Source organism: Acinetobacter sp., assembly GCF_049284435.1.
Classification (GTDB): domain Bacteria; phylum Pseudomonadota; class Gammaproteobacteria; order Pseudomonadales; family Moraxellaceae; genus Acinetobacter.
Map to the genome: position 1 here is coordinate 12,699 of NZ_JBAPXX010000002.1, position 14,349 is coordinate 27,047.

Here is a 14,349-nt window from a genome sequence, read left to right on the forward strand (position 1 = left end):
ATATTATTAATTTTAAGAAGATATCAACATTTTTAACTATATTAAATAAAAAATAAAATTAATAATACAAAATATTAATCAGTTCTTATGCTTCGAGTGAAGCACTAGATAATATAAAAGGAATGGATAATGATTATTTTAAATGAGAGTAATTCAAAAAATAACATTATTTTTTTAAGTGACAGTAATATAAGAGATAAAGTGGTTATATACCTTGTATTGTTTTCATTTTTTTTATCTCAGTTTTATTTTTGGTCAAGTGGGGTTCCGCAGTTTAGTCACATTTTTATTATGGGGGCTATTCTATTATTATTTAATAAAAGTTCTAAAATAAATATTGAATACTCGAATATAATTTTATTATTTGTTGCATATGCAATTTGTGTAAATTTTGCCTGGTATTTAGTGGTTCTAGATTCCAGTTATATGATGTCGACTGTTTACTGGGTCTTCAATTTATTATTCTTTTTATTAATGATGAACTTGAACCAGGTTCAGATAAACTTTTTCCATGAAAAACTATTATTTCTTATTCCTTTTTCCTATGTCGTTGAAATTATTATCTGGGCAAGTAACTTGGGTCGTTATGATTTTGAACCCCGATACAATGGTCTTTTTAATGATCCTAATCAAATGGCATTTTGGGTGCTAAGTACTTGTGCAATTTATTTATATATTTCTGGAAGCAACTTTAAAAAAATAATCGTTTATTCTTTGGCCTTATTTCTGATTTTATTGACCATGTCAAGATCTGCTTCAATTGGCTTTTTAATGCTAACTCTAGGATTTATATTTAGCCAAAAAGGAAACCTCAATAAAAGAATATTCGTATTCTTTGGAACCGTAGTTTTTTTTGGTGTTTTAAGCTATTTTTTATATAACATGGGGGTTTTTGATAGTGTTGTATTACGATTTATAGAAGGGTTAGATCAAAGAGATAGCCAAGTAGAAGGACGCGGTCTTTTTAGTTTTTTTGATTATCCTCAATATTTGATTTTTGGGGCGGGACAAGGTGCCCACTGGTTATATAACCCCACAGGAAATGAAATTCATTCAACCTGGTTGGGTATCTTGTTTTATTATGGAATTGTAGGCATATCCTTATTTTTAATATTTTTATATCAAATATTCAAGAAACTGTCACTTTCAAACAAGATGATATTATTAGGACCAATGTTATACGGGTTTACTACTTATAGTGCAAGAACGCTTATTTTCTGGTTTTTATTGGCGGCTTTTTTACTATTTTCAAATAATAATAAGGAAGAATAAATATGTACATTTCTATAGGGATTCCATTTTTTAATGCTGAAAAATACCTGGAAGATGCGATTAAGTCCGTACTGGCTCAAACTTTTCAGAACTGGGAGCTAATATTGGTAGATGATGGATCAACAGACCGGTCTTTAGAGATAGCCGGATCATTTGCTGATCCTCGAATCCGTATTATTTCTGACGGTTACAACAGAAGATTGCCTTATCGCTTAAATCAGATTATTAATGAAGCAAAACATGACTTTATCGCACGTATGGATGCAGATGATCTAATGGCAGTAGACCGACTGGAAAAACAGGTTAAAGTCTTGAATGAAAATCCACAGATTGATTTAGTGGTAACCAGCCTGTATTCCATTGGAAATAAAAATGAAATTTTAGGAAAAAGAATTTTTTCTAACCACCAGATGCAACCCAAAGAAATTTTGCAAGGTCTGACTAATTTACTGCATCCATCACTTCTTGCGCGTAAGGCGTGGTGTCAAAGAAATCCTTATCAGGAAAATAACTGCTTAGCTGAAGATTATGAATTATGGCTATCAGCAGCTATAAAAAATGATTTTAATTATGTGGTTATGCAAGAACCCTTATATTTTTACAGAGAAGTAGAAAATGTAAAAAAAGAAAAAATGATCCGTGGTTATAATACCCAGATTGAAGTGATTAAAAAATACTATAAGAATATTATCTCTGATATAGAGAAGAATAAAATTATTTTAAAATTTGAAATCAAAAAAATTATAGTAAGAATATTAAATTTTCTGAATTTAATGCAAGTTCTACAAATACGCAGGATTACATCTGTCTCTGATCAGGATAAAAATTTTTATGCTTCACAATTAGAACTCATAGAGTGTATAAAATAATGATCTCTAGGAAAATTATTATCATTGGGACAACAGCATCTAATCTTTATGGCTTTCGTAAAGATTTCATTTTGTCCTGTTTAGCAAAGAATTATCAAGTTTATGCTTTTGTGTCTGAATATAATAATGATTGGTTGGCTAAAATACAAAGTTTAGGGGTTACGCTCGTGACCTATAAACTGAGTCGTGGTGGATTAAACCCATTGGCTGATTTGCAGTCAACTTATCAGTTAATAAAAAAAATAAAAGAAATTCAACCAGATATTGTATTTTCATATTCAACTAAACCGGTTATTTATGCAACTTTGGCTGCATATAAGATGAAGGTTCCTTGTATCTATGGCATGATTGAAGGATTAGGTTCACCTTTTACCATTCACAAACATGGTCAAAGTTTGAAAGCTAAATTCATACGTTTTGTGCAAATCTCTCTTTATCGGCTTGTTTTTCCATATTTAGATAAAATTATTTTTCTTAATCGCGATGATCCTAAAGATCTAGTACATCGTTATAATCTTCCTCATAAAAATAATGCAATTGAAGTCTTAGGACCAATTGGCCTTAATTTAAAAGAGTATGCCTATACGAAATGGGATACCGAGAAAAATTTATCTTTTATCTTTATTGCCAGGTTAATTGCTGAAAAGGGTATATTTGAATATTTAGAAGCTGCTCGAATAGTTAAAGAAAAATATCCTGATATAACATTTAAAATTATAGGTGGATTGGATCCTGAAAACCCAACTGGTTTAAAGCAGGCACAATTAGATCAATTGATAAAAACAGGAATTATAGAATACGCTGGCTTCGTTAAAGATGTGGATCAAAGAATACGTGAGAGTGCAGTTTTTGTATTACCCTCCTATTACCGTGAGGGCGTACCTCGTAGTACACAAGAAGCAATGGCTATAGGAAGACCAGTGATTACTACTGATGTATCTGGCTGTAATGAAACTGTGGTAGATGGTGTTACGGGTTTCCTAATTCCTAAATGGGATGTAAACGCCTTAGTAAAGAAAATGATTTATTTCATAGAATATCCTGAACAAGTAAATAAAATGGGGTATCAAGGCTTTTTATATGCTAAAAAAAATTTTAATGCTGATCATATAAATCATAGATTATTGCAAATATTAGGAATGAATTAGACTTAGAAATTATTCAATAATATTTTTATTTATAAAAATAATTTTGATTAAATTTAACTTAAAAATAATAAGTAGAGAATATTTAAATTATACAGGAGATTGTAATGGGCGAAGATATAAGCTTTCAAATAAAAAAATACGAAGATTCAGATAAAATTATGTGGAATGAATTTTTATTAAAATGTAAAAATTATCACTTTATGTTTAATCGGGATTTCATGGAGTATCATTCTGATCGTTTTGAAGATTTCTCTCTAATATTTAAAAATGATGAAGAGAAAATTATGGCTTTATTGCCTGGAAATATTAAAAATAATATTTTTTATAGTCATCAAGGTCTAACCTTTGGTGGGTTTTTGATTGATAGAGGGGTACATGCTGCTGATATGCTTGAACTCTTTACTCAATTAAAGATTTTTTTTAAAGAAAAAAATATTGAAAAAATTATATATAAATGTATTCCAAGTATTTATCATAATTATCCAGCGCAAGAAGACTTATATGCTTTATTTAGAAATCATGCAAACCTTTATCGTAGAGATATTAGCGTTTGTATTGATTTAGAGGAAGAATATTCATATTCAGAAAGTAAAAAAAGATCAATTAAGAAGCTCAAAAAAAATGGGATTATTTGTGAAGAAGTAGATCAGCCTAGTATTGTTTGGGGGGTCCTTCGTGAAGTATTACGTCAGCATCATAATCAACAACCTGTACATAATGAAATTGAAATAGATTTATTGAAAAGTAGATTTCCTAATAATATAAGAGCTTATAAGTGCTGTCTTGATGGACATATAGTTGCAGCAGCAGTAACTTTTGAAACTGAGAGAGTGGTTCATACTCAGTATTTGGCCAGTAATGATAAGGGTAGAGAGAAAAAAGTATTAGACTATCTGCTTGATTTTTTAATAAATAATAGTAAAAAATCTGCTAAAATATTTGACTTTGGTACTTCCAATGAAAATGAAGGGAAGTTTTTAAATACAGGGTTAATTAATCAAAAAGAAAGATTTGGTGCTCGTGCAATTGTACATGATTATTATAATATAGATCTATAAATACTCCGTTCTACAAACCATATAATTATGGGCTTATTTAATCGTATCATGATTTATTGAATAAGCCTGCAGTTATAGATAAAGGTTAAATATAGGCTACATTTCTTTGAAAGCAATATCGAGCGCATTTAAAACCGATATATTCTGCTGTGATACGATCTGTCTCACTTTATTCTTCAGTACAAACAATGCTTTCTCAATAGGATTGAAATCTGGACTATATGCAGGTAAGTAAAATATTCAGGAGTGATGCTGAGCAACTAGAGTATCAGTTTCTCTACCTTTATGAATCGAAGCATTATCTAAAACTAATAAATACTTTCGAACTTGACCATGACTTGCTTCTTTTAAACTTTCTAGCAAATATTCAAGCCAATGTGTAAAAACACTGCGATCACAAGAACCTTGGAAGACTAAAGATGCAACAAACTTAAAAGGTGTATTTGATTTTACTGCACTGATCATACTGAACCGAGTTCTATGCCCACCTGCTTTTAAAGCAGTACAATGTTGTCCTCTTTGAGACCAACCATATTTTCAGCTGTTTCATTGCTATTGATGCCTGACTCATCAATATACAGAATTTGATCTTCGCCATATTCTTCTTTTAATTGAGGTAGTAGCTATTGAAAGACAGCTCGACTTATTTTGCATGCTTGTCTGTAGAGAAAACTCTTTTTTTACGTGTCCATCCCAATTGATTGAGTGCTTTTAGAATCACATGATAGCCCACGGCATAACCAAAATGTGCTTCAAATAATGGGACTAAATCCTTCGCTTGTGAGAATTGTGTGGTCTCAATGAAAGATTTGAAAGCATTTAAATCGTGGATACACGATGGTCGCCCTACATTTTCAGATTTAGGCTGCTTAAGCTGTCCCGTTTGTTTTTCTAAAAGAATCCAATCATCCAAAGTTGTTCTTGCAATATCAAATAGCTCACATGTCTTAGATTTATGCTGCGTTTCTTTATAAAACTGCATGACTTTTTCACGTAGATCGACAGAATATGTTTTTGGCATTAGCTTAACATTTAGTATTTTTTATATTGTAGCTTATATTTAATTTTTATCTATAGATGACGGTGTATGAAAACCTAACAACATCAGCATGCAGATGTGTATCCAAAATTGAAATGCCTGAGTGATATAGATGATCAAAGCTTAAAAACACACACCATTCGAATCTCTATAATTTTTTATCATAATTTCATTGATTTATGAGTGCTATAGGTCTATGCAATAAAATCCTAGAGGCTGTTAATTTTGTTTGTGGAGGAAAGAAAATTGTGCTTTTTATCACAATATTCTAGGTTAGATCACATTTTGTCACATTTTTTTTAGTGTGAGCTGTGTTGTATTTTATGAATTTTTATTTAAAAAAATTACCGCTACTTTTCTATATTTATTGAGGATATTTACTGGATACTATTAAGTGCTAATCATTCACGAAATAGCTTATTTTATTGATAGGAGAACAAAGATTTTATTGCAATATCAAATAAATTTTCATTTATAATATTTAAATTAAGGTTTTAATAAAAAAATATTAATATAAGATTACTTTTAGGTTGATAATTTCATCTAAAATATATTGCTACTTAAGAAATAAAACCCTTGATATGATTAATAAAAAATAGACATATCGAGGTGTTTATTAATGTATCTAAAAAAAGAAAAAGCTAAGATCAAGAATAATGAAGAAAATACTATTTTAATATATAAGCCTTTATTTAGTAGGGAAAATAATATTTTATTAAAAAAATATTCTAAAAATAAAGGAGAGTGTAAAAGTAAAATAATAAAATTTTCTTCAAAAAAAGATCAATTAGATAAAATGGGTAAAATAAAATATAGACATTTTGTGCATAAAGATAATTTGATATCAAAAGAATCTTTCACGCCTCAAATTTATTTTTATTCTGTTGCTGATTTAATGAGGAGTAAAGGGGAGGTATCTAAGCGGGTGGTTGATATAGTGATTGCATTCATGGCTTTGCTTATATTATTCCCGGTTTTTATTATCATCGCTTATAAAGTACGAAAAAATTTGGGTTCGCCTATTTTCTTTTATCAAGAACGACCTGGTAAAAATGGTAAAGTATTTAAAATGATCAAATTCCGTTCTATGAGTAATGCAGTAGATAAGGAGGGTAATCCTTTACCAGATAAATTTCGTATTACTCCATTTGGACAAAAGTTACGCTCTAGCAGTTTAGATGAAATGCCACAGCTCATGAATGTTTTGAAAGGAGATATGAGTATTGTCGGACCCCGGCCTCAAATGAAAGAGTTTTTGCAACATTATACTGATGAGCAAATGAGACGACATGAAGTAAAACCTGGTATGACAGGGCTTGCTCAGGTCAGTGGACGCAATAATTTATCCTGGGAAGAAAAATTTGAACTAGATGTGCAATATGTTGAACAGTACAATATGTGGCTGGATTTTAAAATCATGTTTAAAACGGCTAAGGTAATGTTGAGTCAAGAGGGAATTAATGCTCCTGATCAGGAAGTGGGTGCTGTGCGGTTTTCCAGAAAAAATATGCCTGAAACTCCTTTATTTACGAAAGAAGTAAAATAATACGATTAATAAAAATGCTTCTTGCAGTCACTGGTTTAAGCGTCCACTTCCTGCTGAAGAAGGGTTGCGTTTCAAAACAATATTGAATCTTAGGAGTCAAATTGTTTGTCTAGTATTATTAAAATTTAAGCGAGTTGAATATGCGATAGTTTTTTCAGAGAAGAATAACTCATATTTAAGCTTATTATGATTAATTATATTTAATCACAGTTCTTGATTTATATTTGAGCAATTTAATTGAAGAATCAATCTAGCTTATTTTGCTATAAATATCTTTATCAATAGGTTTTAGTTTGATAAGTACCGATTTTAGATTATGAATCTTTGATAATTTTAGAAAATTATGTGTGATGTTGTTCTGGATGTAATACTTTTCATAAATTAGCTAAATATAAAAAAGCTTCAAACAGATTTAAATTGAATGATTTCAAATCTGTTTGAAGCGATATAACCTTTTCTCATTCTCTTGAGTATAAGTTTTAAAAAGCCAACTTATATTAAAGTAGCTTGATCAGCTTTTTAATGTCTGAACAAGTACTTTGATCCTCTCAGAGATTTAAATAGACTTAATATCCATCAAGTCTACTTAATCTTCATTTTTTGAAGCCTTATAGGCATAAGCATAATTATAACCATAGCCATAACCTGCACTGGAGCGTTGGATATCGTTCAAGATCACGCCATTCACTTTAACTCCAGCCTGTTCAAAGCGATTGACTGTTAATTCGAGCTCTTTCATTTGAGTTTGTGCATAACGTGCAATCAACAAATTCACACCTGCATGTTGCGAGATGATAATCCCGTCAGTCACTGCAAGAATCGGTGAAGTATCAATCAGGATATGATCATATTGACTGGACAACTGAGTCAGCATTTCACCAAATAGTGGGGTGCTGAGTAACTCGGATGGATTCACCGGGCTTTTGCCCCGAGTCAATAAATCTAAGCCTGGAATATCGGTTGATTTGATGACCTGATCCAAACTGGCTTGCTTATTTAAATACTCGGCTAAACCAGGCTGATGATTTTGATTAAAGTATTTATGGATATAACCCCGACGTAAATCCGCATCAATCAAAAGAACACGTTTTTGACTTTGTGCCAAAATTGCAGCCAGGTTGGTCGAGATAAAAGATTTACCTACTTCTGGTGCAGGACCAGAAATCATCACAATATTATTTCGTGCATTACTCAAGGCAAAGTGAATGGCAGTGCGCATACTGCGCAGGCTCTCAATCGCAATATCATCACTGTTTTTAACCGCCAGAATCGGAATATATTTTTTCTTCTTGGATAGCTTGATATAGCCGTTTTGCGCGGGCGAGCGAGGGACTGTCGCATATACCGGCAAATCTAGTTCATTTTCAATTTGACTGGAATCTTTAATGCCCGAACGTAGCATATTGCGTAGAAGCGCTAGCAAAGTACCCAGGAAGCCACCTAAGAAGATCGATAAAATCAGGATTTGCAGTTTTTTGGGTTTGATCGGTTCTAGCGGCTCAACAGCAGTATCCACTACCCGTACATTACCAATTTCACCGGCTTTGGCAATTCGTAGCTGCTGGTAAGAGTTTAACAGAGCAGTATAGAGTTGCTGTTTCACTTCAACTTCACGGAACAGTTGTAAGTATCGGCGTTGCAGGTCTGGTAGCTGCTTTAAAGTCCCTTCCAGTTCAGCAATTCTTTTATTGATCGCACCAAGTTGTGCATTCATCTGCTGCATCACCGGATGTTCATTGGTGTATTTGGCAGAAGCCTCAGCCACTTGCTGTTCGAGCTGCGCTTTTTGGGTTTCCAGGCTAATACTCTGGGTCAGATACAGTTCCGATTCTTTGGTGACATCGACTGTATTAAACTGCTGACGGAAAGTATTGAATTCTCGTTCAGCCACGTCCAGCTGCTGGCGCAATTCAGGCAATTGTTCATCCAGAAACTTAAGTGTTTGAGCCGTTTCTGCGGAACGACGTTCAATATTTTGCTGGCTATAGGCAGCGAGAATGGCATTGAGAACTTCAGTGATATGCTGTTTATCCGTACCCTGATAATTCAGGCCTAATACACCGGTCATTTTGCCTTTTTCTGCAACCGAGTAATTGGCAAGAATTGATTTTACCGCAGCGGGCAGAGATTGCTTTTGAACAAGATAAGGTGCATTGAACTGGTCCTGGCTATAAATGGCAACTTTCCACTGACCATGTTCAGACTGCAATTCACTAGGCTGATTTAATGGGGCAGAGAAGACCACCTGTTCTGTGACCGGATTGGTTAAAGTGTATTTACCCTGCTGAAAGTCAAGACGTAAATTTTTGTCATGGAAATAAGCAGGCACTTCAAACTGACGGATATCAAAGGATTTAGCATTGTCTTTAAACAGAACAGATGTTTTGTTGTATTCGCTTTGATAGTCATGCGGTGACACTAAACGATTCGTAAAGCTGTTTTCAGTTCCAGCAATGCGGAGATCCAGATTTAAAGCCTGAATGGCAGAACCCAGCACCAGACGTGATTTTAATAGTTCTATTTCTGCCTGAGCGGGTTGCTTTTGCTCGATCATGCTGGATAAATCACCCAATAAGGCAGCAGACGTCCCTTTGTTTTCTTCGACCTGTACCAGCGCATCGACCGAATAGGTATCGGGGGTGACTCTTAAATACAGCAACGCGCAGATCACGCTTAAGATGACGCACAGTGCAATCAGCTTCCACTGTGCGATGAGTGAAAAAAATAACTCTTTTAAGTCTATCGTATCTTCAGTATTGCTATTTTGGCTCATAATCTTGATTTCAAATTTAAATATATTTTTTCCAGTCAGCAATACAGCTTTGTATTAACTGGCAGGTATCATCAAATACAACTTGGTCATGCTGATAGGGATCAGCGATATTCTTGCTTTGCCAGTGCCCCAAACGGAAGGTTTTACCTTTGGCAAAATGCCAGGTCTGTTCAATATGTTTTTGTTGATTCTGACTCATGACCAAAACTAAATCGGCCCATTTAATCATTTCGGTATTCAATTTCCGGGCGACATGCGGGCTTATGTCAATCCCCAAACGCTGCATGCATAGACTGGCTTTTTCATCCGCTGCATGTCCCACCACGCCAGCAATACCTGCAGATTCAATCTGTAAATGCGGATACTGCTGTTTTAAAAAGTATTCGGCCATGGGACTGCGGCAGATATTGCCAATACAGACCACCAAAATATGTTTAATCTGCATTATTGCCCCAAACGTTCCAGGTTATAGAGTGCATTCGAGAACGGAATCACCTGGTTCACGACACGTTGCCAGCGCGCCAGACCTGAAGCATCGACATAGACAATGTCATTGCTGCGCATCTTAAACTGGTTGGCCAGGCCAAAGTCGGCAATACTGCTCAGGTCCATGTGATAAACTTCAGTGTGCACAGCATTTGGCTGACTGCGCACGATATAAATTTTGCTGCGGCTGGCAGAGAGTGGATTTAGGCCCAAACTTTCACCTAATACATCACTTAAACTCATCCCCTGATCGCGCAGTGGCAGGGACTGGTTTTTGCCAGATTCACCCATGACATAAATTTTTTGATTTTCGCGATTGTTCACATATAAAGTGTCATTTGGCTGGATCAGCAAGTTATGCAGTGAAAGTCCTGCCTTTTCCAGTTCTACGGTATTCAGGTTGTAGGAACGTCCCTGACGGACCAAAGTCATGGAGGCATTGTCGCCCTGCTGGGCATTGACACCTCCGGCCATGCCTAAGGCGGTGTAGATACTCACCGGCTGATCGCTTAAATAAAACTGTCCGCCTTTTACCACATTGCCCTGAACGGAATAGCGCTGACCCTGATAGGACAGCACCCGCACAATCACGTCCGGGGTTTTTAAATAACGGGACAGTTGACTGCGCAACTCACGGTTGACTTGGGTCAGGGATTTGCCTGCTGCCTTGTAGCGGCCAATAATTGGAAGCTGAATATAACCTTGAGAATCAATCTGATAGCCAATTGAACGCGCAGAGTCTTCACTTCCTGCATTTGGAGAAGATGGAGTCATTTCCGGATAAGCCCATAAATAGATGGACAGGATGTCGCCCGGACTTAAACTGTAGCTACGATGCGAGGTGCTAAACAAATGGGCATAGTCTTGTTGAATATTTTGTACAGCAGGCTGAACGGCAAGCATCGAGTCCTGGGTGAGTTTAATCACATTGACTGAAGTGCCGAGTTCGGTTTGATAAACACCTTCTGCTGGTAGATCATAAGTTTGCAGACCAGAGGTCACTGCGCAGCCGGTCAAAGTAAGACCGCAAGTCAGTAAAAAAGCCAGTTGAATTTGTCGCACATGGAATCCCGTTTTTAATATTTAATTCGTTAAATCTGCGATATTCTACCTGACAACTTTGATTTTATTATAACAAAATGTATCTGATTTTAACTGAATAGTGAATGAAGATAATAAAGCTTGTTCGCTCAATAAAATCTTTTTTCAAAGTATTCCTTTATAAGCTTAGTTAAATATTTTCTTATTTTTTTTGTTTTTTGGTGTTAAATCACAACAGAAATTTCATGTTTTTCTGCTAGTATGCGCGCCGAAAGATTGAATCTTCATAAGTACAGTACATAAATAAGGCGTTGAAATGCTATCTATTGCAGATTTAAAAATTGCGGTGATTGGTCTAGGTTATGTGGGCTTGCCACTTGCAGTTGAATTTGGGAAAAAAGTACCTGTGGTCGGTTTTGATATCTACCAAAAACGAATTGATGAACTTAAAAGTGGCCAAGACCATACCCTCGAAGTTTCCCCAGAAGAACTCAAACAGGCAAATCAGCTCAGTTATTCAGCAAATTTAGAAGATTTAAAAAGCTGTAACTTTTTTATTGTAACTGTGCCTACCCCTATTGATGAATTTAAACAGCCAGATTTAACTCCTCTTGTTAAGGCTTCGACCAGCATTGGTCAGGTGCTTAAAAAAGGCGATGTGGTGGTCTATGAGTCCACAGTATATCCAGGTGCAACTGAAGAGACCTGTATTCCGGTTCTGGAACAGGTATCAGGCCTGAAGTTCAATCAGGACTTCTTTGCCGGTTATAGTCCGGAGCGGATTAACCCGGGTGATAAACTGCACCGCGTGACCAATATTCTGAAAATTACCTCAGGTTCTACGCCAGAAGTCGCTGAATTTGTCGATCAGGTGTATAACCTGGTGATTGAAGCAGGTACGCATAAAGCGACTAGCATTAAAGTGGCTGAAGCGGCAAAAGTCATTGAAAATACCCAGCGTGATGTCAACATTGCCCTGATTAATGAACTGGCTGTGATCTTTAATAAAATGGGAATTGATACTGAAGCAGTATTACAAGCTGCCGGTACAAAATGGAATTTTTTACCGTTTCGTCCAGGTTTAGTGGGTGGACATTGTATTGGTGTCGATCCGTACTATTTGACTCATAAAGCACAGTCTATTGGTTATCACCCTGAAATTATTCTGGCAGGTCGCCGTTTAAATGATGGCATGGGGGCTTATGTAGTGACCCAGCTGGTCAAGGCCATGATCAAGAAAAAAATTCAGGTCGAAGGTGCCAAGGTTCTGGTTTTAGGCTTAAGTTTTAAAGAAAACTGCCCGGATATTCGTAATACCAAAATTATTGATATTGTCAATGAGCTGACGGAATATAATATTGCTGCCGATGTGTATGACCCGTGGGTAGATGCAGGCGAAGCTCAACATGAATACGGGATTACTCCAGTCGCAAATCTGGAACAGGGTCAGTATGACGCGGTGATTCTAGCCGTTGCACATGATCAGTTTAAAGCTATGGGTGCTGATGCATTACGTGCCCTTGGCAAGTCCGCACATATTTTGTATGACCTGAAATATGTACTAGATCAATCTGAATCTGACCTTCGTCTGTAATTTATAGGGGACCCTATATATGAGCCAATATCAAACTGTATGCGAGCAATTAGAACAAGCCCCTAAAATCTGGTTAATTACTGGTGTAGCGGGCTTTATTGGCTCAAATTTACTGGAAACCCTATTAAAGTTAAATCAAAATGTGGTGGGTCTGGACAATTTTGCTACAGGTCATCAGTATAATCTGGATGAAGTACAAAATCTGGTCAAGCCTGAACAGTGGGCGAACTTCAAATTTTATGAAGGTGATATTCGTAACTTTGAAGACTGCCAGACAGCATGTGCAGGAGTGGACTATGTCTTGCATCAGGCTGCTTTAGGTTCTGTGCCACGCTCAATTGCAGACCCGATTACCACCAATGCAGCCAATATTACCGGCTTTTTAAATATGCTGACGGCTGCACGTGATGCTCATGTTTCCAGCTTTACCTATGCTGCCAGCAGTTCGACTTATGGTGACCATCCTGCCTTACCAAAAGTCGAAGAAAATATTGGTAAGCCGCTTTCACCTTATGCGGTCACCAAATATGTAAATGAGTTGTATGCTGAAGTATTTGCACGGACTTATGGGTTTAAAACCATTGGTCTGCGTTACTTTAATGTTTTCGGCAAGCGCCAGGACCCGAATGGGGCCTATGCCGCAGTCATTCCAAAATGGACAGCAGCTATGATTGCTGGTGATGATGTTTTCATTAATGGTGATGGTGAAACCAGCCGTGATTTCTGTTTTATTGAGAACACGGTTCAGGCCAATATTCTGGCAGCCACTACGCAAAATGATGAAGCTAAAAATCAGGTTTATAACGTAGCAGTGGGAGATCGTACTACGCTAAATGATTTGTTTAATGCTCTTAAAACAGCCTTAGAAGAGAATGGTGTAATTTACAATAAAGACCCAGTGTATAGAGAGTTTCGGGCAGGTGATGTACGTCATTCACAGGCAAGTGTAGATAAAATTGTAAATTTATTAAATTATTCGCCAACACATAAAATTAATGATGGTATTGGATTGACAATGCGTTGGTATATAAGGGCTTTACAAAACTGAATTTATGCTTAAATCATTGTCTCATATTTTGAAATCCAGAGAAGTAAAAAGGCTGCTGGAAAACTTATTTTCACTATCAGTCTTAAAGTTGGTTAATGCTGTTTTACCATTCATTACTCTGCCTTATTTAATTAAGGTTTTGGGCTTTCAGCAATATGGGGCAATTGTTTTAGCTTTATCTTTAATTACATATTTTCAGGCTGTTACAGATTATGGTTTTAATTTATCTGCAACACGTGAAATTGCACAGCATAGGCATAGTAATAAGCAATTAAGTTATATTTATAGTAAAACAATGATATCGAAAATTATTTTGTTAATTTTTTCTTTATTTTGTTTGTGTGGATTAATTCTATGTATTCCGCAATTTCGAGCAGACTTTCTAATATATTCATTAATGTGTTTGATACTTATTGGGCAAACATTATTTCCGGAGTGGTTTTTTCGTGGTGTAGAGCAAATGCGATACATTACT

The 14,349-nt window shown here is 35.6% G+C and carries 12 protein-coding genes and 1 pseudogene; 8 read left to right on the top strand and 5 right to left on the bottom strand.

Features of this window, described 5'->3' with window-relative positions; all coding sequences use genetic code 11:
* Positions 1-129 precede the first annotated feature (129 nt).
* From WAK81_RS00255 to WAK81_RS00270, 4 genes are all read left to right on the top strand, one after another.
* Positions 130-1,272 (top strand): hypothetical protein, encoded by a 1,143-nt coding sequence (locus WAK81_RS00255; RefSeq protein ID WP_422195200.1) that lies wholly within the window; start codon positions 130-132, stop codon positions 1,270-1,272.
* 2 nt (positions 1,273-1,274) lie between these two features.
* A complete protein-coding gene (locus tag WAK81_RS00260; RefSeq protein WP_422195201.1) occupies positions 1,275-2,141 on the top strand; it encodes a glycosyltransferase family 2 protein in 867 nt (288 codons plus the stop codon).
* Positions 2,141-3,289, top strand: a complete 1,149-nt coding sequence (locus WAK81_RS00265) for a glycosyltransferase family 4 protein (RefSeq protein WP_422195211.1) — start codon at positions 2,141-2,143, stop codon at positions 3,287-3,289. The genes WAK81_RS00260 and WAK81_RS00265 overlap by 1 nt, the downstream gene beginning before the upstream one ends.
* Before the next feature lie 104 nt (positions 3,290-3,393).
* Positions 3,394-4,347, top strand: coding sequence for a GNAT family N-acetyltransferase (locus WAK81_RS00270; protein WP_422195202.1), 954 nt, complete (start codon positions 3,394-3,396; stop codon positions 4,345-4,347).
* Between the two features lie 96 nt (positions 4,348-4,443).
* On the opposite strand, the pseudogene WAK81_RS00275 reads toward WAK81_RS00270, so the two are convergent.
* Positions 4,444-4,872, bottom strand: a pseudogene (locus WAK81_RS00275) (transposase); the annotation flags it as partial.
* 118 nt (positions 4,873-4,990) lie between these two features.
* Positions 4,991-5,368: a helix-turn-helix domain-containing protein gene (locus WAK81_RS00280; protein WP_422195203.1), complete on the bottom strand. Its 378-nt coding sequence runs from the start codon at positions 5,366-5,368 to the stop codon at positions 4,991-4,993.
* A 913-nt stretch (positions 5,369-6,281) separates the two neighbouring features.
* Between WAK81_RS00280 and WAK81_RS00285 the strand changes: the two genes are divergently transcribed.
* The gene (locus WAK81_RS00285) at positions 6,282-6,932 is read left to right on the top strand and encodes a sugar transferase (RefSeq protein ID WP_422195212.1); all 651 of its coding nucleotides are present in this window, start codon (positions 6,282-6,284) and stop codon (positions 6,930-6,932) included.
* 586 nt (positions 6,933-7,518) lie between these two features.
* Here the strand turns inward: WAK81_RS00285 and WAK81_RS00290 are convergent.
* From WAK81_RS00290 to WAK81_RS00300, 3 genes are read right to left on the bottom strand one after another with little or no spacing between them, the layout of a single operon-like run.
* Complete coding sequence (locus tag WAK81_RS00290; protein WP_422195204.1) at positions 7,519-9,705, bottom strand: polysaccharide biosynthesis tyrosine autokinase; 2,187 nt, start codon at positions 9,703-9,705, stop codon at positions 7,519-7,521.
* 16 nt (positions 9,706-9,721) lie between these two features.
* Complete coding sequence (locus WAK81_RS00295; RefSeq protein WP_422195205.1) at positions 9,722-10,150, bottom strand: low molecular weight protein-tyrosine-phosphatase; 429 nt, start codon at positions 10,148-10,150, stop codon at positions 9,722-9,724.
* Positions 10,150-11,253 (bottom strand): polysaccharide biosynthesis/export family protein, encoded by a 1,104-nt coding sequence (locus WAK81_RS00300; RefSeq protein ID WP_422195206.1) that lies wholly within the window; start codon positions 11,251-11,253, stop codon positions 10,150-10,152. The genes WAK81_RS00295 and WAK81_RS00300 overlap by 1 nt, the downstream gene beginning before the upstream one ends.
* Positions 11,254-11,548: 295 nt before the next feature.
* Here WAK81_RS00300 and tviB point away from each other — a divergent pair, with 295 nt between their 5' ends.
* The 3 genes from tviB to WAK81_RS00315 form a co-directional block, all read left to right on the top strand.
* On the top strand, positions 11,549-12,826 hold the full coding sequence (gene tviB / locus WAK81_RS00305) for a Vi polysaccharide biosynthesis UDP-N-acetylglucosamine C-6 dehydrogenase TviB (protein WP_422195207.1): 1,278 nt from the start codon (positions 11,549-11,551) through the stop codon (positions 12,824-12,826).
* 19 nt (positions 12,827-12,845) lie between these two features.
* Positions 12,846-13,874 carry an NAD-dependent epimerase/dehydratase family protein gene (locus WAK81_RS00310; RefSeq protein WP_422195208.1) on the top strand — a complete coding sequence of 343 codons (1,029 nt, stop codon included), beginning with the start codon at positions 12,846-12,848 and terminating at the stop codon, positions 13,872-13,874.
* A 4-nt stretch (positions 13,875-13,878) separates the two neighbouring features.
* Positions 13,879-14,349 (top strand): oligosaccharide flippase family protein (locus WAK81_RS00315; protein WP_422195209.1); only part of this gene is annotated, 471 nt, incomplete at its 3' end.

Coding starts and splice junctions, on each gene's coding strand:
- WAK81_RS00270 (WP_422195202.1), top strand. CDS start 3,394: ATGGGCGAAGATATAAGCTTTCAAATAAAAAAATACGAAGATTCAGAT.
- WAK81_RS00290 (WP_422195204.1), bottom strand. CDS start 9,705: ATGAGCCAAAATAGCAATACTGAAGATACGATAGACTTAAAAGAGTTA.
- WAK81_RS00255 (WP_422195200.1), top strand. CDS start 130: ATGATTATTTTAAATGAGAGTAATTCAAAAAATAACATTATTTTTTTA.
- tviB (WP_422195207.1), top strand. CDS start 11,549: ATGCTATCTATTGCAGATTTAAAAATTGCGGTGATTGGTCTAGGTTAT.
- WAK81_RS00295 (WP_422195205.1), bottom strand. CDS start 10,150: ATGCAGATTAAACATATTTTGGTGGTCTGTATTGGCAATATCTGCCGC.
- WAK81_RS00310 (WP_422195208.1), top strand. CDS start 12,846: ATGAGCCAATATCAAACTGTATGCGAGCAATTAGAACAAGCCCCTAAA.
- WAK81_RS00260 (WP_422195201.1), top strand. CDS start 1,275: ATGTACATTTCTATAGGGATTCCATTTTTTAATGCTGAAAAATACCTG.
- WAK81_RS00285 (WP_422195212.1), top strand. CDS start 6,282: ATGAGGAGTAAAGGGGAGGTATCTAAGCGGGTGGTTGATATAGTGATT.
- WAK81_RS00265 (WP_422195211.1), top strand. CDS start 2,141: ATGATCTCTAGGAAAATTATTATCATTGGGACAACAGCATCTAATCTT.
- WAK81_RS00280 (WP_422195203.1), bottom strand. CDS start 5,368: ATGCCAAAAACATATTCTGTCGATCTACGTGAAAAAGTCATGCAGTTT.